Annotated in this window: 15 protein-coding genes; 8 read left to right on the forward strand and 7 right to left on the reverse strand. The window is 69.1% G+C overall.

Going from position 1 to position 21,168, the window contains the following annotated elements; genetic code table 11:
- Window positions 1-318: 318 nt before the first annotated feature.
- Window positions 319-2,028, forward strand: coding sequence for a 2-isopropylmalate synthase (gene leuA, locus GQ56_RS0103365; protein WP_034196994.1), 1,710 nt, complete (start codon window positions 319-321; stop codon window positions 2,026-2,028).
- Here the strand turns inward: leuA and GQ56_RS0103370 are convergent.
- Together GQ56_RS0103370 and GQ56_RS0103375 are read right to left on the reverse strand one after the other, a co-directional pair.
- Window positions 1,946-3,001 carry a LysR family transcriptional regulator gene (locus GQ56_RS0103370; protein WP_043301050.1) on the reverse strand — a complete coding sequence of 352 codons (1,056 nt, stop codon included), beginning with the start codon at window positions 2,999-3,001 and terminating at the stop codon, window positions 1,946-1,948. The two genes, leuA and GQ56_RS0103370, sit on opposite strands and share 83 nt — an antisense overlap.
- 113 nt (window positions 3,002-3,114) lie before the next feature.
- Window positions 3,115-3,888, reverse strand: coding sequence for an AraC family transcriptional regulator (locus GQ56_RS0103375; protein ID WP_031397301.1), 774 nt, complete (start codon window positions 3,886-3,888; stop codon window positions 3,115-3,117).
- A gap of 98 nt (window positions 3,889-3,986) precedes the next feature.
- On the opposite strand from GQ56_RS0103375, the gene GQ56_RS0103380 reads away from it, so the two are divergent.
- The 4 genes from GQ56_RS0103380 to GQ56_RS0103395 all read left to right on the forward strand — a co-directional run bounded on the left by GQ56_RS0103380 (window position 3,987) and on the right by GQ56_RS0103395 (window position 8,862).
- Entirely contained in the window at window positions 3,987-5,441 is a 1,455-nt protein-coding gene (locus GQ56_RS0103380) for an efflux transporter outer membrane subunit (RefSeq protein ID WP_031397302.1), read from the forward strand.
- A gap of 47 nt (window positions 5,442-5,488) precedes the next feature.
- Window positions 5,489-6,607 carry an HlyD family secretion protein gene (locus tag GQ56_RS0103385; RefSeq protein ID WP_031397303.1) on the forward strand — a complete coding sequence of 373 codons (1,119 nt, stop codon included), beginning with the start codon at window positions 5,489-5,491 and terminating at the stop codon, window positions 6,605-6,607.
- The gene (locus tag GQ56_RS0103390; protein ID WP_031397304.1) at window positions 6,604-8,196 is read left to right on the forward strand and encodes a DHA2 family efflux MFS transporter permease subunit; all 1,593 of its coding nucleotides are present in this window, start codon (window positions 6,604-6,606) and stop codon (window positions 8,194-8,196) included. The genes GQ56_RS0103385 and GQ56_RS0103390 overlap by 4 nt, the downstream gene beginning before the upstream one ends.
- Before the next feature lie 261 nt (window positions 8,197-8,457).
- The gene (locus GQ56_RS0103395) at window positions 8,458-8,862 is read left to right on the forward strand and encodes a hypothetical protein (RefSeq protein ID WP_031397305.1); all 405 of its coding nucleotides are present in this window, start codon (window positions 8,458-8,460) and stop codon (window positions 8,860-8,862) included.
- Between the two features lie 165 nt (window positions 8,863-9,027).
- Here the strand turns inward: GQ56_RS0103395 and GQ56_RS0103400 are convergent, their stop codons facing one another.
- Together GQ56_RS0103400 and GQ56_RS0103405 are read right to left on the reverse strand one after the other, a co-directional pair.
- A complete protein-coding gene (locus GQ56_RS0103400; RefSeq protein WP_235212614.1) occupies window positions 9,028-9,237 on the reverse strand; it encodes an XRE family transcriptional regulator in 210 nt (69 codons plus the stop codon).
- 70 nt (window positions 9,238-9,307) lie between these two features.
- Window positions 9,308-9,907, reverse strand: coding sequence for an FMN-dependent NADH-azoreductase (locus GQ56_RS0103405; RefSeq protein WP_031397307.1), 600 nt, complete (start codon window positions 9,905-9,907; stop codon window positions 9,308-9,310).
- A 110-nt stretch (window positions 9,908-10,017) separates the two neighbouring features.
- Here GQ56_RS0103405 and GQ56_RS0103410 point away from each other — a divergent pair, with 110 nt between their 5' ends.
- On the forward strand, window positions 10,018-10,935 hold the full coding sequence (locus GQ56_RS0103410) for a LysR family transcriptional regulator (RefSeq protein WP_031397308.1): 918 nt from the start codon (window positions 10,018-10,020) through the stop codon (window positions 10,933-10,935).
- Between the two features lie 33 nt (window positions 10,936-10,968).
- Here GQ56_RS0103410 and GQ56_RS0103415 read toward each other — a convergent pair whose 3' ends face one another.
- The 3 genes from GQ56_RS0103415 to GQ56_RS0103425 form a co-directional block, all read right to left on the reverse strand.
- On the reverse strand, window positions 10,969-11,778 hold the full coding sequence (locus tag GQ56_RS0103415; RefSeq protein ID WP_031397309.1) for a TlpA family protein disulfide reductase: 810 nt from the start codon (window positions 11,776-11,778) through the stop codon (window positions 10,969-10,971).
- A 545-nt stretch (window positions 11,779-12,323) separates the two neighbouring features.
- On the reverse strand, window positions 12,324-12,914 hold the full coding sequence (locus tag GQ56_RS0103420) for a DUF4410 domain-containing protein (RefSeq protein ID WP_031397310.1): 591 nt from the start codon (window positions 12,912-12,914) through the stop codon (window positions 12,324-12,326).
- Window positions 12,915-13,112: 198 nt separating this feature from the next.
- Window positions 13,113-13,802 (reverse strand): response regulator transcription factor, encoded by a 690-nt coding sequence (locus GQ56_RS0103425; protein WP_031397311.1) that lies wholly within the window; start codon window positions 13,800-13,802, stop codon window positions 13,113-13,115.
- A gap of 379 nt (window positions 13,803-14,181) precedes the next feature.
- On the opposite strand from GQ56_RS0103425, the gene GQ56_RS0103430 reads away from it, so the two are divergent.
- Both GQ56_RS0103430 and GQ56_RS0103435 read left to right on the forward strand, forming a co-directional pair.
- Window positions 14,182-17,535 (forward strand): hybrid sensor histidine kinase/response regulator, encoded by a 3,354-nt coding sequence (locus GQ56_RS0103430; protein WP_052007129.1) that lies wholly within the window; start codon window positions 14,182-14,184, stop codon window positions 17,533-17,535.
- Window positions 17,536-17,773: 238 nt separating this feature from the next.
- Window positions 17,774-21,127 (forward strand): ATP-binding protein, encoded by a 3,354-nt coding sequence (locus GQ56_RS0103435; RefSeq protein ID WP_031397313.1) that lies wholly within the window; start codon window positions 17,774-17,776, stop codon window positions 21,125-21,127.
- The last annotated feature ends 41 nt before the right edge of the window (window positions 21,128-21,168 follow it).

A 21,168-nucleotide genomic window follows, 5' to 3' on the forward strand; every position in this document is an offset into this window, starting at 1 on the left:
TCTTCTCGCTACGACTACTAGCCCGTTTCTCCGGGCTGGGTCTGCGGCTGCGCGCTTCCTTCCTGCTTCGTTCCTGAAGCGCCAGATTTCCCCCGTATCACAGACCTGGCCCCGGTTGTCGACCGGCGCCTGAGTTCGTCCTTCTTCCGTACCGCTCCGCTCCGTCCCGGTCGCTCAACCGCCAAGGCCGTCGTTTGCCGTACCGCTTTGCCGTTGTGCCGTTTCCACCGTTTCAACCGCTGCGCGCGCAGCCGCCGCCATGACCGATGGCCGCCGCGCCGCGGTGTTCCGATCAACCGACCGAGGACCGACATCATGATGCTGAAGAACCCCGCCGCGAAGTACCGACCGTTTACGCCCGTCAACCTGCCGGATCGCACGTGGCCGTCGCGCACGATCACGCAGGCCCCGATCTGGATGAGCACCGACCTGCGCGACGGCAACCAGTCGCTGTTCGAGCCGATGGACGCGGCGCGCAAGATGCGGATGTTCAAGATGCTGGTCGCGATCGGCTTCAAGGAGATCGAGGTGGCGTTCCCGTCGGCATCCGAGACCGACTTCAATTTCGTGCGCGAGCTGATCGAGGGCGGCCACATTCCGGACGACGTCACGATCGAGGTGCTCACGCAGGCGCGCGACGACCTGATCGAGCGCACCTTCGAATCGCTGCGCGGCGCAAAGCGCGCGATCGTGCACCTGTACAACGCGACCGCGCCGGAATTCCGCAAGATCGTGTTCGGTCTCGACCGCGATGGCGTGAAGCAGCTCGCGGTGAACGCGGCGCGCACGATCAAGCGTTGCGCCGACGCCGCCACCGATACGCATTTCACGCTGCAGTACAGCCCGGAAACCTTCACCGCGACCGAGCTCGATTTCGCGAAGGAAGTCTGCGACGCCGTGTTCGACGTCTGGCAGCCGACGCCGGAGCACAAGGCGATCGTGAACCTGCCGGCGACCGTCGAAGTCGGCACGCCGAACTTCTACGCGGACCAGATCGAATGGATGCACCGCAACCTCGCGCGCCGCGACGCGCTGATCGTGTCCGTGCATCCGCACAACGACCGCGGCACCGCGGTCGCGGCGGCCGAGCTGGCGGTGATGGCCGGTGCGGACCGGATCGAGGGCTGCCTGTTCGGCAACGGCGAGCGCACCGGCAACGTCGATCTCGTCACGCTCGCGCTGAACCTGTACTCGCAGGGCGTCGATCCGGGCCTCGATTTCTCGCAGATCAACGAAGTCGCGCGCACGTCCGAGGAATGCACGCAGTTGCCGATCCATCCGCGCCATCCGTACGTCGGCGATCTCGTGTTCACCGCGTTCTCCGGCTCGCACCAGGATGCGATCAAGAAGGGCTTCGCGGTACAGAAACCCGACGCCGTCTGGGAAATGCCGTACCTGCCGATCGATCCGAGCGATGTCGGCCGTACGTACGACTCGATCATTCGCGTGAACAGCCAGTCGGGCAAGGGCGGCATCGCGTACCTGCTCGAGCAGAGCTACGGCGTCGCGCTGCCGCGCCGCCTGCAGGTCGACTTCAGTGCGGCCGTGCAGCGCCTGACCGACAACAGCGGGCTCGAGGTGACGAGCGCGCAGATCTGGTCGCTGTTCCAGCAGGAATACGTGGAAGGCGATGCGCCGCTGCGTTACGTCGGCCATGAGCTGAGCGAGCGGGACGGCCGCGAGACGATCGTGCTGACCGCCGACGTGCACGGCGAGCGTCGCGTGCTGCGCGGCGAAGGCAACGGCCCGCTCGACGCGCTGATGCACGCGTTGCGTACGCCGCTGCGCATCCAGCATTACGAGGAGCGCGCGCTGTCGCAGGGCGCCGATGCGAAGGCGATCGCGATCGCGGAGCTGGCCGGCACGGGCGTGCGCGGCAGCGCGTTCGGCGTCGGCATCGACGCGAACCTGACGACGGCGTCGATCCGCGCGGTGATCAGCGGCGTCAACCGCGCGTATGCGCGCGCGGACGAAGCGGCACAGGCGACGTTTTTTGACGCGCATCGCGCGATGCAGGCAGTCGCGTAAGCGGGGCGGCAGCGGCCGCGCCGGCGCTGGCCGGCGCGGCTGCCTCGCCTTCCCCGGCGTGGCCGCCGCGCACCCCGTCGAGCGCATTCCGCAGTTCCGTCTTCATGAAATCCACCCACGCGCGCGTCTTCGCGTCGAGATGCCGGCGTGACGGATACACCAGAAACACCCCCACCTCGTCCGCCCGGTAATCGGGCAGCACGCGCACCAGCGCGCCCGACCGCAGCCCGTCGTCCGCGACGAACGCCGGCAGCAGGCCGATTCCCGCGCCTTCCCGCACCGCGATCGCGAGCGACGCCGCGACGTCGGCCGTCATCGAAGGTTCGAACGCGATCGTCTCCGCCTCCGTGCCGCGCGTGAGGGTCCACTCGCGCGCCGGGTACGCGGGCGCAACCAGTTGCAGGCAGCGATGCCGCGCGAGCGCGCGCGGCGCGTCCGGCATCCCGTGGCGCTCGACATACGCGGGCGCCGCGCACAGCACGTTGCCGATCCGCCCGACGTCGATCGCCACCTGATCGGAGCTGGGCAGGCTCGGCATCGCGACCACCGCGACGTCGTAGCTGTCGCGGATCAGGTCCGGCACCTGCGGCGCGAGCGTCAGGTCGACGCTGACGTCCGGATAGCGCGCCTGGAAGCGCGCGACGAGCGGAATCACGAAGCGGTTCGCGATGCTGGCGCTGCAGTGCGCGCGCAGCCGGCCGTGCGGATGCAGCCGCGCGCCGCGTGCCTCGCGTTCGCTCGCATCGACGGCGAGCGTGATGTCGCGTGCGCGCGCCAGATAGCGTTCGCCGGCCTCGGTCAGGCACATCGAGCGCGTCGTGCGGTTCAGCAGCCGGATGCCGAGATGCGTTTCCAGCGATGCGATCGTGCGGCTGACGTACGCGGTCGTGAGGTTGAGCCGTTTGCCGGTTTCGGTGAAGGTGCCCGCATCGGCGAGCGTGACGAAAACCTGCATGCTTTGAATCAGATCCATCGGCGTGGCGGGCGCGTGGCGCCGGTGTCGTGCGATGCCGCTACTGTAGCGAGCGGCGGGTCGCGCCGCGCACGCGCGTATGCGCTCGATCGTCGCGAAACGGACAGTGCGGTTCAGCGCCGCCGGAAGTATTCGCTCGGAGGCACGCCGAGCGCCTTGCGGAACATCGCCGCGAACGCACTGGGGCTGTCGTAGCCGTGCTCGAGCGCGAGCTCGAGGATCGGCGTACCGGCGGCCAGGCGCGGCAGGCTCAGCAGCAGACGCGCATGGCGGCACCACGCGCCATGCGTCATGCCCGTTTCACGCTTGAAGGCGCGCGCGAGCGTGCGCTCGTTCATGTGCGCGTCGCGCGCCCACGACTGCAGCGTGACGACCGACGACGGTTCATGGATGAGCCGCGTGCACAGCGCGGCGAGCGCCGGATGGCGCGGCATCGGCACATGCAGCGACAGCAACGGCGCGATTTCGATTTCGTCGAGGATCAGCGCGAGCACGCGTCCCGCACGATGCGAAAGGTCGTAGTCGGCCGGCAGTTCGCATGCGGTCACGATCAGTTCGCGCAGCAACGTGCCGACCTCGATCACGCGGCACGCGTCCGGCAGGCTCGGCCGCACTTCGCGTGCGACGAACACCGAGCGCATCTGCACGTCGCCGGCCATCCGGATCTCGTGCTGCGTGCCGGCCGGCACCCACACCGCGCGCCCTGTCGGCACCACCCAGCTGCCGGCATCCGCATGCACGAGCATCACGCCGGAAATGGCGTGAATCAGCTGGCCATGCTGGTGCGAATGCGGCGGATACAGGACGCCGGACGCCGCGTCGGACGCGACGACCGCGATCTGCTTGTGCTTGTCCTTGCGCTCGAGCGCGCTGAAAAATGGGTCCACGTGTCCTTTTCTCGACGACGAATGCGCTTTGCGCGCGAGATCGACCGAATGGGTCGAAATTACCATAGGTCCACCGTTTGCTCGACTGTCATTGCACGATGCGCGCCTCGCCATTTCCTCCGGTTTCCCTCCGTCTGTCCGTTGCCGCCGCGCTGCTGAGCGCCGCGGCGCTCGCCGCCTGCTCGGTCGGCCCCCCGTACCGGCCGCCCGTGGCCGACGCGGTGCGCGCGGCGCCGTTCGATGCGGCGGCCGATGCGCCTGTCGCGTCCGGCGGCACGTTGCCCGACCGCTGGTGGCAACTGTTCGACGATCCGGCGCTGGACGCGCTCGTGCGCGAAGCGCTCGCGCAGAACCGCGATCTCGCGGTGGCGGCGGCACGCGTGGCGCGGGCGCGGGCCGTGCTCGACGAAGCGGATGCCGCGCGGTTGCCCGATACGACGGCCGGCTTCGGCGTCGACTACGGCAAGCACGCGCCCGACCAGATCGCCGCGAGCGCGAAGGGGACCGATGCGCGTACGCGCTGGGGGTTCGCGCCGTCGTTCGCGGTGTCGTGGGAAGTCGATCTGTGGGGGCGTGTCGGTCATCTCGTCGACGCCGCGCGCGCCGATTCGGAGGCCGTGCAGGCCGCGTCCGACGCGATGCGCGTGGCGGTGGCCGCCGAGACGACGGCCGCCTATGCGCAGGCCTGTGCGTACGGCGAGCGGGTCGACGTGGCCGAGCGTTCGGTCGCGATCGCCGACCGGCTCGCCGCGTTGACCGAGCGGCAGCGCGCGCACGGTCTCGTGTCCGACCTGGAAGTCGCGCGATCGCGCGCGTTTGCCGACGATACGCGCGCCGAACTGCCGGCGCTCGCGGGTGCGCGCCGCGCCGCGTTGTATGAACTGGCCGTGCTGACCGGACAGGCGCCCGGCGCAATTCCCGATGCAGCCGCGCGCTGTCATGCGACGCCCGCGCTCGCGCGGCCGTTCCCGGTCGGCGACGGCGCGGCGCTGCTCCGTCGCCGCCCCGATCTGCGCGAAAGCGAGCGCCGGCTCGTCGCATCGAATGCGCGAATCGGCGTTGCGACGGCCGAACTGTATCCGTCGATCGTGCTGGGCGGCTCGGTGAACTGGCTGTCGACGAGCGGCGCACCGTCGTCGCTCGGCGACAAGTACGCGATCGCCTGGGGCGTCGGGCCGTTGATCACGTGGCGCTTCCCGAATCTCGCGGCGAGCCGCGCGCAACTTGCGCAGGCGCGCGCCGACGATGCCGCCGCGCGCGCGTCGTTCGATGCGCAGGTGCTGCGCGCATTGAAGGAAACCGAGCAGGCGCTGGCGCGCTATGGCGCCGAGTGGCGCCGCAAGTCCGCGCTCGAGACCGCGCGTGCGGAACACGCACGCGCTTACCGGCTGGCCGAACTGAACTACGACGCGGGCGCGCTGGATTTCCTCGGCGTGCTCGACGCGCAGCGCAGCCTCGTTACGGTCGATGCGGCGCTTGCCGCGTCGACGCAGCAGGTCGCGCTCGATCAGGTGGCCGTCTTCAAGGCACTGGGGGGCGGCTGGCAGCCCTAGCCGGCCGTTTGTCAATCCGTACGCAATCAACCATTCCGATTCCGATCATGAGCACCACAGCCGTACCCGAGAAATCAGCCCGCTTCGCGCGGCGCCACTGGATCGCCGCGGGCGCCTTCATCGCCATCGTCGCGCTTGCCGGGTTCGGCTGGCGCTGGTGGACGGTCGGCCGCTTCATCGAACACACCGACGACGCGTACGTGCGCGCCGACATCGTGACCGTCAGCCCGCGTGTGGCCGGCTATGTCGCGCGGGTGGCCGTCGACGACAACCAGCCCGTGAAGCGCGGCGACGTGCTCGTCACGCTCGACGATCGCGACTATCGCGCGAAGCTCGACGATGCGCAGGCGGCCGTCGCCGCCGCCGATGCGACGTTGCAGGCCGAGGAAGCCGCGGCCGCGACGCTCGACGCCCAGGTCGGCCAGCAGCGCAGCGTGATCGAGCAGGCGCAGGCCGACGCGGCCGCCGCGCGCGCCGAGGCCGCGCGGCGCGATGCCGATGCGGCGCGCTACCGGCAGTTGCTCGCCGAATCGGCCGCCAGCGGCCAGCGCTGGGAACAGGCGCACGCCGATGCGCTGAAGGCGCGCGCGGAGCTGGCCCGCGCGAGCGCGGCCGTGCACGCGCAGGACGACCAGCAGACGGTGCTGCGCCGGCGGCGCGCACAGAGCACGGCCGCGATCGAACAGGCGCGTGCGCGGCTCGCGGCGTCGCGCGCGAAGCTCGCGCTGGCGCAGCTCGATCTCGAGCACACGGTGATCCGCGCGACGCGCGACGGCACGATCGGCCAGCGCGCGGTGCGCGCGGGCCAGTATGTCGAGGTCGGGATGCCGCTGCTCGCGGTCGTGCCGCTGCGCGACGTGTACGTCGTCGCGAATTTCAAGGAGACGCAGCTCGGCGCGATGCACGACGGCCAGCCGGTCGAGATCGACGTCGATACCTATTCGGGCCGCACGCTGCACGGCCGCGTGCTCGGCCTTGCGCCCGGCTCGGGCGCCGAATTCGCGCTGCTGCCGCCCGACAATGCGACCGGCAACTTCACGAAGATCGTGCAGCGCGTGCCCGTGAAGATCCGGCTCGATGCGCCGCCGCCGGGCCTCGTGCTGCGGCCCGGCATGTCGGTGATCGCGCGCGTCGACACGCGCGGTGAACCGGGAGCCGGATCGTGACGGCCGCGACGACACCGGCCGCGCAGGCCGCGCGGGAGGACGAAGTCTCGCTGCGCGCATGGGTCGCGGTGCTCGGCGGCGTGTTCGGCTGCTTCATGGCGGGGATGAACGTGCACGTGACGAACGCGTCGCTGCCGGACATTCGCGGCTCGCTGGGTGCGAGCTTCGAGGAAGGTTCGTGGATCTCGACGGCGTACCTCGTCGCCGAGATCGTCGTGATCCCGCTCACCGGCTGGCTCGTGCAGGTGTTCTCCGCGCGCCGCGTGCTGCTCGTCGGCGCGACAGGCTTCCTCGCGTTCTCGATCGCGTGCTCGGTCGCGCCGACGATCTCGTCGATGATCGTCGCGCGCGCGCTGCAGGGGGCGTTCGGCGGCGTGCTGATTCCGCTGTCGTTCCAGCTGATCGTCACCGAGTTGCCGCCGTCGAAGCATCCGCTCGGCATGGCGCTGTTCGCGGTCGCGAACAACGTTGCGCAGGCGGCCGGGCCGTCGCTCGGCGGCTGGCTCACCGACATGTATTCGTGGCGCTGGATTTTCTATCTGCAGATCCCGCCCGCGATCGCGCTGATCGCGGCGATCGCGTGGGCGATCCGTCCGGTGCCCGTGCAGTTGTCGAAGCTGCGCCAGGCCGACTGGTTCGGGATCGCGACGATGGCGATCGGCTTGAGCGCGTTGCAGATCGTGCTGGAGGAGGGCGGGCGCAAGGACTGGTTCGCATCCAGCCTGATCGTCGAGCTGTCGATCGTCGCGCTGATGGGGCTCGTCGCGTTCGTCGCGATCGAGCTGCGGCGCAAGGCGCCGTTCATCAACCTGCGGCTGCTCGGCCGCTACAACTTCGGGATCGCGAGCCTGATGCAGTTCCTGTTCGGCGCGGTGGTGTTCGGCGTCGTGTTTCTCGTGCCGAACTACTTCGCCGAGCTGCACGGCTACAGCGCGCGCGACATCGGCCTCGCGATGATTCCGTACGGACTCGTGCAGTTCGTGATGTCGTTCCTGACACCGCCGCTGATGCGCCGCACGAGCCCGCGCACGACGATCGTGCTCGGCTTCGTGCTCGTCGCGGCCGGCTGCCTGATGAACATCCACCTGACCGCCGACGCCGCGTCGAACGTGATCGTGCCGTCGCTCGTCGTGCGCGGGATCGGGCAGTCGCTCGTCGTGATCGCGCTGTCGGTGATGGCCGTCGACGGGATCGAGAAGGCGCAGCTCGGGTCGGCGTCCGGCGTGTTCAACATGGTGCGCAACGTCGGCGGCGCGATCGGCATCGCGGTGGCGAGCCAGATCGTCGTCGAGCGGCAGAAGCTGCACGCGATGCGGATCGGCGAGGCGGTGACGCCGTTTTCGGCGGCGTTCCAGGAGCGCATGGCGACGCTCGCGCGGCTGCTGGCGCGCGTGCATGTGCCGCGTGGCGACGCACTGCCGGGCGCGGCGACCGGCGGCGTGCACGAGCTGGCACTCGCGCTCGTGAACCAGCGCGTGATGCGGGAGGCGCTGCTGATGGCGTATAGCGATACGTTCCTGATCGCGGGCGTGGCGATGGCGGGATGTACGGTGGCGGCGTTCGCGCTGAAGGGGAAAAAGAAAGCGTGATGGGGACGGACACCCGTTATCGAGGCCTGACATACCTGACAGGCGAAGAAATCCTGCAATGGGCGTATCTTTCACGCGGCGCAGGCGGGACGACCGGCCTGCGGCCGATATCGTGAGCCAGGCCGGCGCAGGTCGCCGGCCTGTCGTTCGTGGTGGCCACGCGCGCCAGGGTCGCGCAGATCCGCGCTGCAGGCCGCCCGCTCTCCGTGGTCCTTGTCCATTCAACCGGCCCGTTGTCGGGCTCATCGCGAGGAAAGCGTCATGACGAAACCCGATTCCCTGAAAGGCGACATCAAGGAGCAAGCTCAGGATGCCGATCGCCACAACCTGGCGCGACCCGCCGCGAACGGCGCGCTGTGGGCGCGCGGGCTGACGACGCAGCGGGTGGCCGACCTGTTCCGGACGCAGCGGGGCCTGCCGGGGCACTGGATGCAGATCCAGAACGAGGTCAACGCCGGGAACCGTTATTTCTATGGCGTCCAGAACGGCCACCAGACGACCGACGAAGGCAAGGAGCTGATCCGCTGGATCGCCGACGCGGTGATCAGCGCCGCACAGCGCGCGGACTTCGATTTTCCGTTGCAGCAGCTTCAATTCACGGCCGATACGGGGTGGCTGAAGCTGCAGCGCGTGTCGGGGCGCGTGATGGTGTTGTCGCGGCCCTGAGCGCCGATCCGGCGCATCGTCGAAACCCGGGGCGATCGGTACGCTGCCGGTGCGCCGAGGATGATTGTTGCGGGCTGGCGCGGTGCGCCCGCTCGCCGGTGACGGGCGTCCGGCGGCGGCCGGGGCCGGACGCTACGCACGGCTTTTCGTTGATTCCGCCGGCCGTCAGACTGACACCGCGATGCCTGCCGAACGCGGTGGCCCCGCCGGTCGCACGACGATTTCCACATGCCGGCCCAGCGACGCGAGCGTCTGCATCAGCAGTTCCAGCGAAACGTTCCGGAGCCTTTCGCGTTGCTCGGGCGTGACGACCGGCCGGGCCATCTCCGCGAGCGCCGCCGCCTCGTCTTCGTTCAGGCCGCGCGAGGATGTCATGGGCGTCGCGCCGTTGCCGGCCGAACCTGCGCGGGAACGCCGCCGCGCTTTCCGCCGCGCCGGCCGCGACTCATGCGTGCAGCGCATCCATCTGCCGGCGTGCGTTCGCGAGCCCCGTTTCGAAGCCGTACGGCTTCATGTCGAGCCCTTCCGCATAGACGAATTCCACGTCGGCGATGCCCATCAAGCCAAGCACGGCACGCAGGTACGGCGTGACCGCATCCGTTTCCTGGCCGACGTGCACGCCGCCGCGCGAGCTGAACACGATCGCGCTGATGCCTTCGACGAGCCCCACCGGATAGGTCTCCGTGTACCGGAACGTGACGCGTGCGCGCGCGACGAGGTCGAACCAGTTCTTCAACTGGGTCGGCACGTTGAGGTTGTACATCGGCGCGCCGATCAGCAGCAGGTCGCTGTCCTTGAGTTCGGCAATCAGTGCGTCGGACAACACGATGGCGCGCTGCGCACGCGCGCTCGGATCGGCCGCGCCGCGCAGCGCGTGAAACAGTTCGCTGTCGAGCATCGGCAGGTCGGCATCGACGAGATTGCGCACGATCACGTCGTCGGCATGGCCGTTGGCCTGGCGCCGGGCCAGGAACGTGTCGATCAGCGCGCCCGTGTGCGACTGGCTGCCGTTGATGCTGGATTTGAGGACGAGGATCCTGGCCATACGGCGTGCTCCGTTGCGAAGGTGAAGACGGGAATCGATCCTAGCATTCACTTTTTGTCGCCAGAAGCGATAAGATCGACGCACTGTGTAGCGTATTTATCCCCAATTGCATGCGAAACAACCTGAAGGGCATCGACGTCTTCGTCGCCGCGGCGGAAGCGAGCAGCTTCGCGCAGGCCGCCGACAAACTGCACCTCACGCGGTCCGCGGTCGGCAAGAGCATCGCGCGCCTCGAGGAGCGGCTGGGCGTCGTGCTGTTTCAGCGGACGACGCGCAGCCAGAGCCTGACCGACGAAGGGGCGTTGTTTTACGACCATTGCCTGCGCGCGATGGAGCAGATCCAGGCGGGCGAGGCGCTGCTGGAAACCGGCAAATGGCAGATGAAGGGGCGCCTGCGCGTGTCGATGCCGACGCTCTTCGGTCATCTTTGCGTGGCGCCGATCCTGATCGAACTGGCCAAGGCGCATCCCGAACTCGATCTCGACCTGTCGTTCACCGATCGCTCCGTCGACCTGGTCGAAGAGCGTTTCGATCTGGCGGTGCGCGTCGGCACGTTGCCGAACAGCAGCGGCCTGATTGCGCGTCCGCTGGGCGAGCACCGGATGGCGTTCTGCGCATCGCCGGCATACCTGGGCCGCTGCGGTGAACCCGCGACCTATGAAGAACTCGAACGGCACAAGGCGCTGGCCTACACGCGTTTCGGCCAGGTGCATCGCTGGCCCGTCATCGTCGATGGCCAGCGCGTGGAATTGCAGCCCGCCACTCGCCTGCTGTCCGACGACCTGAGCGCACTGATGGATGCGGCCATTGCGGATCTCGGTGTCGCGTGGCTGCCGTACTGGCTGGTGCGCGACGCGTTGCGCGGCGGCGCGTTGCGGGAGTTGCTGCCCGATCGGCCGGGCGTGATCTTTCCGATCCAGGCGGTATGGCCCTACACGCTGCATCTTCCGCTGAAAGTGCGGGCCGCCGTCGATGCGCTGCTGGACCATCTTCCGGCCCGGCTGGCCGCGGTCGAGGCGCGGACGTGACGAAGCGATGCCGCTCGCGTTCGGCCGGGCGCGTTACTGGCCGAAGCGGTCCGCCACGGCGTCCTTCAGCCGCGCGGCGGTGATCTCGCCCATGTGCGATTCGACGAGATTGCCTTTCGCATCGAAGAAGAGCGTCGTCGGCAGCCCGCGCGAACCGTAGGCCCGCATCGCATGCAGCGTGCGATCGAGCAGCACGTGATCGAACCGCAGCCCCTTCCGTTCGAGGAACGTGCGCACCGCTTGCGCGTCTTCGCCCTGGTTGAGCATCAGCACGGTCATCCCCGGATGATCCTGCTGCGCTTGCGCGAGGATCGGCATTTCGCGCTGGCACGGCGGGCACCACGTGGCCCACAGGTTCACGACGACGGGCTTGCCCGCGAAGCGTTGCACCGGCACCGGCGTGGCGTCGAGCGCTTCGAGCTGCAGCGCGGCAAGCGGCGGCGCGCTGTGCTGCAACGTTGCGAGCGTGCCTTGCGCGATGCCCCAGGCGGCGACGCCCGCGAGGATGCCGGCCATCACCGGGCGACGCAGCGCAGGCAGGCGGCGCAGGCGCCAGCCTGCGAACGCGATCCCGGCCATGAGGCCGATGCGCCAGTCGAAGCCGCCGTCGCCGAGCGAGACGATCGAGCGTGGTACGGCGGCGTACTCGTGCCACCACTGCGCGACATAGGCGATGCGCGCGGCGATCAGCCCGAGCAGCAGGGTATCGAGGATCAGGCTCGATGCGGTCTTGTGCTGGCCGTCCGGCGGGCGGCGCTGGATGAAATGCGCAACGAGCCACGCGAGCAGCGCGGCGGCGGCCACCGCGACGACACGGATCGAGAAGGGACCGATGCTTAACATGAACGGATCAGGTTGGATGTAAAGGTGCGGGGCAGATGGAGGGATTGTCCGCCGTGGCGACGAAGCCGTCGACAGGCGTGTCGGCGTTTCGACTGACTGTCGCGTATGCGGGTTCCCTTTCAGAACGTAACGACGTACGGCGGATTCGGATGCGCGCGGTGGGTTCGGGGCTGCGCGACGTTCATGCAGACGAAGCGCGAATCGGACTGGGCTGATGGCAGGTCGCGGATGCTTCCACAACAATAGATACACCGGCTTGGAGTGGTGTCCTCCGGTATCCCGAGCAGGGATCTCTCTTTGATGGCCGCTCCCCCGCGAGCGGCCGCTTTTTTATCGTCGTGCGTGGCGGCGTGAATGCCTTGTGGCGGACGGTGGGCGCGGCCGCGCTCCAATGCATATCGGCTCGACCAACGTAACAGGAACGCTGCCAGCTGCGAGCACAGGGCATTCACTCGCGCGTTGCATGACGCCTGGTTTGCGACCGGCGACGCCGTTGATCGTAGGCGGTATGGAGTCTGCCGCCGTGGTCTGACGGGCCTCGGGTCTTACAGCTTCTTCGACGCTGCCGATGCCGCGTCACCCTGTGCTGCCGTGGTCGCCGGATCGAGCGTCGCGAGCGTCTTCTCGGTGAATTTCTCGTACAGCCAGTCCATGCGCATGCTGTCGATACCGGCGATCCCGCCGAGCGCATACGACGCCGACACCTTGAAGTGGTCGACCGGATGATTGTCGGCATCGGTCACCGTGACGGTGCCGTCGACGTAATCGCTGCCGGCCATGAAACCGAACATGACGGCCGAGAAACTCGACCGCACACGAATGCCGGTGACTTCGACATTCAGGTGCATCGCATCGGTCGCATCCGCTTTAGCCAGCAGCTTGCGTGCATCCAGTGCGCTTTCGATTTTCTCCTGCAGCTTTTTTGCGTCGAACTTCAGGTTGTCTTTCAACGCTTCCTGCGCGGCATTGTCCAGCGTGACCTTCACGATCACGGGCTTCGTGCCGAATTTCGTCGTCGATGCGGTCACGGCGGCCCCGGCCGGATCGCTGGCGTCGCGTGTCACGCTGCTGGCGCAGCCCGACAGGAAGCCGATCGTCACGAATGCCAGTGCGGCATGACGGAATAGAGATTTCATGATTTGGTCTTTTGATTTGGGTTATTTGAATTGGCTCTGTGGCCGGGCGGGAATTTAACACGGGGCGATCGGATTCAATTCGACGAATAGATCGAAAAATCGATTCGGCTTTTTATTCATGATGTTTGCGTCGATTGCCGGCACGACGCTTGCCGTCGAGCCGGCCGGATGCCGGTCCGGCCCGTGCGAGCCGCAGCGTTACGCGTCGGCGTCACTCACCGGCGGCACGTGCGCACCGCCTTGCGCCTGCGTGACGAGCCCGGTCTCATACGCATAGAGAAACAGCTGCGCATCGCGTTCGATGCCGAACTTGCGCATCGCGCTCTTCTTCTGTGCGCTGACTGTCTGCTTCGTGCGATGCAGTTGCGCGGCGATCTCGTCGATGCTCATCCCCGATACATACAGCCGGATCACTTCCGCTTCGCGCTTCGTCAGCTCCGGATGCGTGCCGCCCGACGCCTGCCCGGTGGCCGACTGCTGCATGGCTTCCAGCGACGGCGACACATAACGCGCGCCGGTCTGCACCGCGTGGATCGCCGAAATCAGATGGCTCACGTCGTCGACCTTGCTCAGCACCGCGCGCACGCCGAGCTTCAGCAACTCGCCGGCGAGCGCCGCATTTGCGATCGCCGTGAACACGATGATCTTCAGGTCGGGAAAGCGTCGCCGCACGAACGACACGAGCTGGATGCCATCGCCGTATTCGCCGCCCGGCATCGAATAGTCGGTCACGAGCACGTCCACGGGCGTGTTGCCGAGCAGGTCGATCAGCTCCGTCGAATTGTTCGCCGTGCCCGCGACGTGCAGCGTGGAAACGCCCGACAGCTCGTGAATGATGCCGCGCAGCAACACCGGGTGGTCGTCGGCCAACACCACATTGATTTTCACGCTAGCCATGGAAGTTGCGTCCCGTTGAGTCGAGGCTGGCCGCGCGCCGGCGGCGGCCGGCAGGCGGGTCGTGCGGACCTCTGTCGCGAATCGTACTAGTCTTAGGCGCGCGCGTCACGCACCCGGCAAGGCCGCAGGAGCGGGCGCCCGGGCAGGCTGCCGGGCCTGCGCCGACCCGTCCGCTTCGCATTCTGGCAGGCCCGGGCGGCCGATTTATTCTGACTGGTCAAAAAAGGCGATCAGACGAGTCTGACTGGTCAGAATTCCGCCGGCTCGACGCCCGCATCCCCTCCCGTTTACCGATAATCCGTCCCGTTCGTTCCTGCGCGGCGGCACAGTCCGCGCGTTCCTTTTTTTCGACTTTTCCACCGATCCCGTGATGCCGTCGCTCCGTCAAACCACCCTGGTCCAGCTCAGGCGCTATCAGCGCCTGGTGACCTATGGCGCGGGCGCGGTCATCACGGTGCTGCTGCTGCTCGCGTTCGCGCTGGTCGCGACGTCGATGACGCGTTCGGTGCTGCTGAACCAGCAGCAGGATTTCGTCGTCGATCGCAGCCTCGTGATGAGCGAGATCGACGCGCGCGAGGCGTCGCTGCGGCACGTGGTCGTCAGCGCACAGCTCGCGTGGCACGACGGGGCGATGGTCGACCGGAAGACGGTGGAGCGCTTTCGCGCGAGCGGTGGCACGATGACGCTGCGCCCGAGCCGTTCGCTCACGCCGCAGCTCGCGTTCGTGAACGGCCATCCGGGCGCGACGGACGCCGAGTTGCGGCGCTACCTCGGCCTGGCCGTACAGATGGCGCAATCGACGACCGCGAGCTCGCTGCTGCGGGGCACGCTGCAGACCGGCTATTACTACAGCGCGCGGCGCGATTTCGCCGCGCTGATTCCGGCACCGGCGCCCGTCGACGCGCGCGCGCGGGCGATGCTGGCCGATCGCGATGCGTTGATGCGCGTGCTCGACACGGGGCTGGAAGCGACGCGCGCCGCGCCGCGTGCGGCCCGGCCCGGGTATCCGCCGGTGGCGTGGCTGCCGCCCGTGCTCAATCCGCTGAACGGCCAGCGCGCGGTGCGCGCGGCGGCGGTCGCGCGGGACGGCGATGCGCCGTTCGCCGTGCTTGTCACCGAATACGATCCGCGCAGCCTGCTGCATCCGCTCGCGGTGGACCGCTTCGGCGGCACGTTCCTGATCGTCGCCGATGACCGCTCGCTCGTTGCGAGCTATGCGCAACGGCCGGCCGCGCCGGACCTTGTCGACCATGTGCGCCAGTCGCGCGAGGCGATGCTGCCCGATCACCGGCTGCGGGCGATCTATCGCAACGGCGTGGTCGGCATCTTCACCATCAGCGACCGGCTCGGCGATACGGGCTGGAATCTCGTCTACGCGTTTTCGTGGGTCGATATCCTGCGCGCGATCTGGGTCGAGGTGCTGGCGGCCGGCATCGCGACGATCGCATTGATCGCTGCATTGTGGAGCGCGCTGCTACTGCTCGCGCGACGCAAGTTCGCGCCGGTCTACGCGCAGTCGCAGCGCGTGTTCGACAGCGAGCAACTGAGCCGCGCGCTGATCGAAACGGCGCCGGTCGGGCTCGGGCTGATCGCGCGCGCGGACGCGCGGCTGCTGCTCGCGAGCCCGCTGATGGAAGCGATGACGGCGCGCGCGAAGTTGCCCGGCGGCACGCTGCCGGCGGCGCTCGTGCGGCTGCATCGCACACGGCGTGCCGGCGCGGTCGCGCATGCGGAGCTGCCGCTCGACACGACGGACGGCGCGCGCGTGGATCTCGCCGTCAGCACGGTGCCCGCCCGCTACCAGGGGCAGGCCGTGCTGGTTGCCGCGTTCGCCGACGTCACCGCGCAGAAGCAGATCGAGCAGCAGCTGCGTGCGGCGAAGCAGGCCGCCGACGACGCGAACGCGGCCAAGTCGGTATTCCTCGCGACGATGAGCCACGAGATCCGCACGCCGCTGAACGCGTTCCTCGGCAATCTCGAACTGTTGAGCCACACGCCGCTGGACGCGAAGCAGCAGGATCGTCTGGCGACGATCCGCGCATCGTCGGACAGCCTGCTGTCGATCATCAGCGACGTGCTCGATTTCTCGAAGATCGAGGCCGGCGAGATGGCGTTCGAGACGCTGACGTTTCCCGTGTTCGACGTGCTGGACCGCACGCTCGCGACGTTCGCGCCGTCGGCGCGCGCGAAGGGGCTGATGCTGCGCGTGCGCGCGCATTGCGCGGTCGACCAGACGATGCGCGCGGACCCGACGCGGCTCGGGCAGATCCTGAACAACCTGCTCGGCAATGCGATCAAGTTCACCGGGCGCGGCACGGTGACGGTCGACGTCGCGGTGGCCGCCGGCCGGATCGCAATCGCGGTGCGCGACACGGGGATCGGGATGACACCCGCGCAGCAGGCGCGGGTGTTCGAGCCGTTCGCGCAGGCCGACGGCACGATCCACCGCCGCTTCGGCGGCACGGGGCTCGGCCTCGCGCTGTGCCGCCGGCTGACGGCGGCGATGGGCGGCACGATCGGCGTCGACAGCCGGCCCGGCGACGGCAGCCGCTTCACGGTGCGGCTGCCGCTCGGTGAGCCGGTGCGGCCGTCCGCGCGCGTGTTCGACGCGGTGCGCGGGCCGGTCGTCGTCGTGGCGGCGGAAGCCGATCGCCGCTCGGGCACGGGCCGCCATCTGCGCGCGTGGGGGCTCGATGCGCGCCTGTTCGCCGCGCCGGCCGACGTCGATGCGGCGACGCTGGGCGCGGCATGCGCGATCGTGCTGATCGGCACCGACGATGCCGCCGGTTGGAACGCCGACGACGAGAACCGGCTGGTCGAAGCCGGCAAGCGCGTCGTGCTGGTCGGCGCGGACGGCCCGTGGCGGCCTGTCCGCGCGGGGCGTGTGGTCGAGGCGACGTGCGACTCGATGCGCGCGCTGCAGCACGCGCTGCGCATGGCGCTGCTCGGCGGCGAGGAGACGGGGCGGCGCCTGCGTGGCGCCGGACGCCACTCAGGCGGCCGCCGGCTCGCGGTGCTCGTCGCCGAGGACAACCCGGTGAACCGTACGCTGCTCGCCGAACAGCTCGCGCTGCTCGGCTGCGACGCACGCGTGTTCGCGAACGGCGACGATGCGCTGGCGGCGCTCGCTTCGCGGCGCTGGGACGTGCTGCTGACTGACCTCAACATGCCGGGCATCGACGGTTGCACGCTGGCGGCGCGCGCACGCGCGCGACAGCCGGCGCTGCCCGTCGTCGCGGTGACCGCGCAGGCGACGCTCGACGACCGTGCGCGCTGCGCGGCGGCGGGTATCGCGCGGATCGTCGCTAAGCCGCTGTCGCTCGACGGGCTGCGCGCCGTGCTGGGCCTCGGGGCGGGAGAGGGGAGCGATCCCGCCGCATGCGGTGCAGGGGCACGCGCGGGCAACGCCGCGCCGGAGCCGTTCGACCTGCTCGCGGGCCGTCCTTTGCCGGCGTCGCTCGTCGAGCTGTTTCGCGAGACCAGCGAGGCGTCGCTCGCGGCGATCCGCGCCGCGATGCGCGAAGGCGCCTCGGCGCGCGCGCTGGCCGAGCTGCATACGCTGAAGGGCACGCTCGGCGTGTTCCGTGCGAGTACGCTCGCACAGCGCTGTGCGGCGCTCGAGGCCGCGTGGACGCACCCGGGCGCGTTCGACGAAGCACGGCTCGATGCGCTGGCCGACGACATCCGCGCGCTGGCGCTGGCCGAAGCGCTCGAACGGGACTGACGCCGCGCGGCGGCCCGGCGGTGGCATGTCCGTGCTGCCTGCCCCGCGCGCATCGCCACGCGCGTTCGCCGGCCGGCCGGGCGCTTGCAATGTCCCCGTGACGCGCGCAGTATGGGCCCCGTGCCGATCCATATGACCCTTTCATAGCGCCTGCCCGTGCGCGCCGATCCCGGTGCGCCGCCATCACGCAACGCAGGCGCCCGCCGGTTCGGCCGCTCATTCGACGGGTTGCCCATCCATGAACGACCAGCCGCGGCGAGGCCTCTCCGGACGTATCCGCCACAACCAGAATCTGCTGCTGTATGGCGGCGGCATCGTCATCACGCTGGTGGTCGTTGCCGCGTTCGTGATCGACGCGGTGTCGACGGTGCAGACCTACGTCCGCCAGATCACGCAGCAGTGGACGCTCGACACGCGCCGCATCGAGCAGGAAACAGCGCGTTACGAAACGGTATTCCGCAACAACCTGCTGAACGTCGAGGCCACCTGGAACGGCGGCGCGAAGGCCGATGCGGCGACCGTCTCCGCGTTCGATGCGCAGGGGCGCGCGCTCGTGATGCCCGGCAACGCGAACGCGGTGCCGATGCTGATCGCGGGGCGCACCGGCGGCCCGGCCCCGGCCGAACTCGCGCGCTATGCGGGAATCGCGGCCCGGATGGCCGGCGTGTTGCAGATCATCCAGACACGCGGCGGCAGCACGCTGACCAACTATCTCTACGTGCCCGACGACGGGCTGCTCGTCGCATCGCTTGCGACGTGGCCCGAGCCGGCCGTGCTGCACGCGCGCCTCGCCGATCGCGACCGCGTGCTGACCGCGTTCGGGTCGAATCGCGGCCAGCCGCTGCTGCCCGCCGCGTTGCCGGAAATCGACGTGCGTACCGGCATGCGCCCGCTGCGCTGGCTGCCGTTGTACACCGATCCGCTGACGAACGAACCGGCCGCGCGCATCGCGGCCGCGGTGCGCGATGCGGCCGGCAAGCCGATCGGCGTGCTCGTCGGCGAGTGGCCGGTCGCAGTGATGCGCACGCGGTTTCCGGTCGAGCGCGTGCCGGGCGCGTTCTTCATCGTGACGCAGGACGGCGAAGTGGTGATGAGCGCGTCGCACACGCCGGTCACGACCGAATGGCTCGACAAGCTCCAGGCCGCGCGGCCGCTCGCGGCCGAGCATGACGACGAGCGCAGCTATTTTTCGAACGGTATGCTCGTGCTGCGCGAGCGGATCAACGACGCCGGCTGGACGCTGGTCTACATGCAGTCGTGGCAGCAGTCCGCCGCATTCGTGTGGCCGCTGGTCGCGACGAGCGGCGCCACGACACTCGCGATCATCGTCGTGCTATGGCTCGTGCTGCTGGTATTCAACCGGAAGATGGTGCAGCCCGCGCTCGACCAGTCGCAGCGTGTGTTCGACAGCGAGCAGCTGAGCCGCACGCTGATCGAGACCGCGCCGGTCGGGCTCGGGCTGATTTCGCAGAAGGACGGCACGCCGCTGCTGCGCAGCGCATCGATGGATGCGCTCGCGGCGCGTGTCGCGCTCGACGAGAAAGCGCTGTCGTCGCGCTTCGCCGAGCAGCGGGCCGCGTCGCCGGATGCGACGGTCACGCACGACGAGCTGACGCTGCACGCGCAGGACGGCACGCGCGTGGACCTGTCGGTCAGCATGGCGCCCGCGCGGTACGCAGGGCAGCCGGTCGTCGTGACGGCGCTCACCGACGTGACCGCGAAGAACCTGCTCGAGGAACGGCTGCGCGACGCGAAGCAGGCGGCCGATGCGGCGAATGCCGCGAAATCCGCGTTCCTCGCGACGATGAGCCACGAGATCCGCACGCCGTTGAACGCGATCCTCGGCAACCTGGAGCTGTTCGCGCATACGCCGCTGAACGGCAGCCAGCAGGACCGGCTCGGCACGATCCGCCGGTCGTCGGAGGGCTTGCTGTCGATCATCAGCGACGTGCTCGATTTCTCGAAGATCGAGGCCGGCGAGATGGCGCTCGAATCGCTCGTGTTTCCGGTCGTCGACGTGCTCGAACGCGCGCTCGCGATCTTCGCGCCGGTCGCGCATGCGAAGGGGCTGCGGCTGTATCCGGCGTTCGATTGCGATATCGACCAGACGATGCGTGGAGATCCGACCCGCCTCGGGCAGATCGTGAACAACCTGTTGAGCAATGCGATCAAGTTCACCGAACGCGGGGCCGTGACGCTGCGCGTGTCGATCGATGGCGGCAGCCTGCACGTGACGGTCGAGGATACGGGCATCGGCATGACCGCCGACCAGCAGGCCGCGCTGTTCCAGCCGTTCGCGCAGGCCGACGGTACGATCGGGCGGCGCTTCGGCGGCACCGGGCTCGGTCTCGCGCTGTGTCACCGGCTCGCGGCCGCGATGGGCGGCTCGATCGCGGTCGACAGCGCGCCGGCGAAGGGCAGCACGTTCACCGCGCGCGTGTCGCTCGGCGAACCCGTGCACGCGCCGGTCCGCGAGTTCGCGCGCGTGCGCGGCCCGCTGATCCTGCTGTCGTCGGCGCCGCAGTGGCAGGCGTTCGCGACGCCGCATCTGCTGGCGTGGGGGCTCGACCTGCACGCGTACGCGGCGCCGGGAGACGTGCCCGATGCGTTGCTCGATACCGCGGCGGCGGTCGTGCTGATCGGCGATCGTGACGGTTGGGATGCCGATGCGGAGAACCGGCTCGTCGAAGCCGGCACGTGGGTCGTCACGGCCCGCGTGGAAGGTCCCGCCAGGCCGGTGCGCGTCGCACGGATGGTCGACGTCGCGTGCTGGTCGCTGCGCGGCCTGCATGACGCGCTGCGCATCGCGCTGCTCGGTGAAGCGGCGTCGACGTCGACGCAGGACGGTCCGCGCAAGCTGAGCCGGCCGCTCGCCGTGCTCGTCGCCGAGGACAACGCGGTGAATCGCCGGCTGTTCGAGGAGCAACTGGCGATGCTGGGTTGCGATGCGCAGGTCGTGGACGGCGGCGAAGCCGCGCTGGCCGTGCTCGACGAGCGCCCGTGGGCGGTGCTGCTGACCGATCTCAACATGCCGGGCATGAGCGGTTACATGCTGGCCGGGCGCGCGCGGGCACGGTATCCCGCCCTGCCGGTCGTGGCCGTGACCGCGCAGGCGACGCTCGACGAGCGCGCGAAATGCGCGGCGGCCGGGATGACGGCGATCGTGACGAAGCCGCTGTCGCTGGCGGCGCTTGCGGATGTGCTCGAAGCGGCGGCTGGAAAGAAGTCGATTGCTTCGAGTGTCGGTAACGCACAAGGTGTCGAAACCACCGGCGAAGAACGCGAAGACGACGATCTGCTCGGCGGCCGCGCGCTGCCGCCCGACGTGCTCGACATGTTCCGTCAGACGAGTGCCGCGTCGCTCGATGCTTTGCGCGCCGCGAAGCAGCGTGGCGACGCCGTCGCGATGAAGGCGGAACTCCATTCGCTGACGGGCATGCTCGGCGTGTTCCGGCTGCGTGCGCTGGCGTTGCGTTGCGCGGCGCTCGAGACGCAAGTGGCGGACGAGGGCGCGCAGGCATTGACCGACGATCTGCTCGACGTGTTCGATGCGGAGGTTCGCGCGCAGGCGGCGGGCGGCGCGGCGGGTTGACGCGCTGCACTCGAGTCATGACATGCGGGCGCATGTTGCGC

Source organism: Burkholderia paludis, from assembly GCF_000732615.1.
In the GTDB taxonomy this organism is placed as follows: Bacteria; Pseudomonadota; Gammaproteobacteria; order Burkholderiales; family Burkholderiaceae; genus Burkholderia; species Burkholderia paludis.

Coding starts and splice junctions, on each gene's coding strand:
- GQ56_RS0103400 (WP_235212614.1), bottom strand. CDS start 9,237: ATGACATCCTCGCGCGGCCTGAACGAAGACGAGGCGGCGGCGCTCGCG.
- GQ56_RS0103415 (WP_031397309.1), bottom strand. CDS start 11,778: ATGTTAAGCATCGGTCCCTTCTCGATCCGTGTCGTCGCGGTGGCCGCC.
- GQ56_RS0103385 (WP_031397303.1), top strand. CDS start 5,489: ATGAGCACCACAGCCGTACCCGAGAAATCAGCCCGCTTCGCGCGGCGC.
- leuA (WP_034196994.1), top strand. CDS start 319: ATGCTGAAGAACCCCGCCGCGAAGTACCGACCGTTTACGCCCGTCAAC.
- GQ56_RS0103370 (WP_043301050.1), bottom strand. CDS start 3,001: ATGGATCTGATTCAAAGCATGCAGGTTTTCGTCACGCTCGCCGATGCG.
- GQ56_RS0103430 (WP_052007129.1), top strand. CDS start 14,182: ATGCCGTCGCTCCGTCAAACCACCCTGGTCCAGCTCAGGCGCTATCAG.
- GQ56_RS0103395 (WP_031397305.1), top strand. CDS start 8,458: ATGACGAAACCCGATTCCCTGAAAGGCGACATCAAGGAGCAAGCTCAG.
- GQ56_RS0103410 (WP_031397308.1), top strand. CDS start 10,018: ATGCGAAACAACCTGAAGGGCATCGACGTCTTCGTCGCCGCGGCGGAA.
- GQ56_RS0103420 (WP_031397310.1), bottom strand. CDS start 12,914: ATGAAATCTCTATTCCGTCATGCCGCACTGGCATTCGTGACGATCGGC.
- GQ56_RS0103405 (WP_031397307.1), bottom strand. CDS start 9,907: ATGGCCAGGATCCTCGTCCTCAAATCCAGCATCAACGGCAGCCAGTCG.
- GQ56_RS0103380 (WP_031397302.1), top strand. CDS start 3,987: ATGCGCGCCTCGCCATTTCCTCCGGTTTCCCTCCGTCTGTCCGTTGCC.
- GQ56_RS0103435 (WP_031397313.1), top strand. CDS start 17,774: ATGAACGACCAGCCGCGGCGAGGCCTCTCCGGACGTATCCGCCACAAC.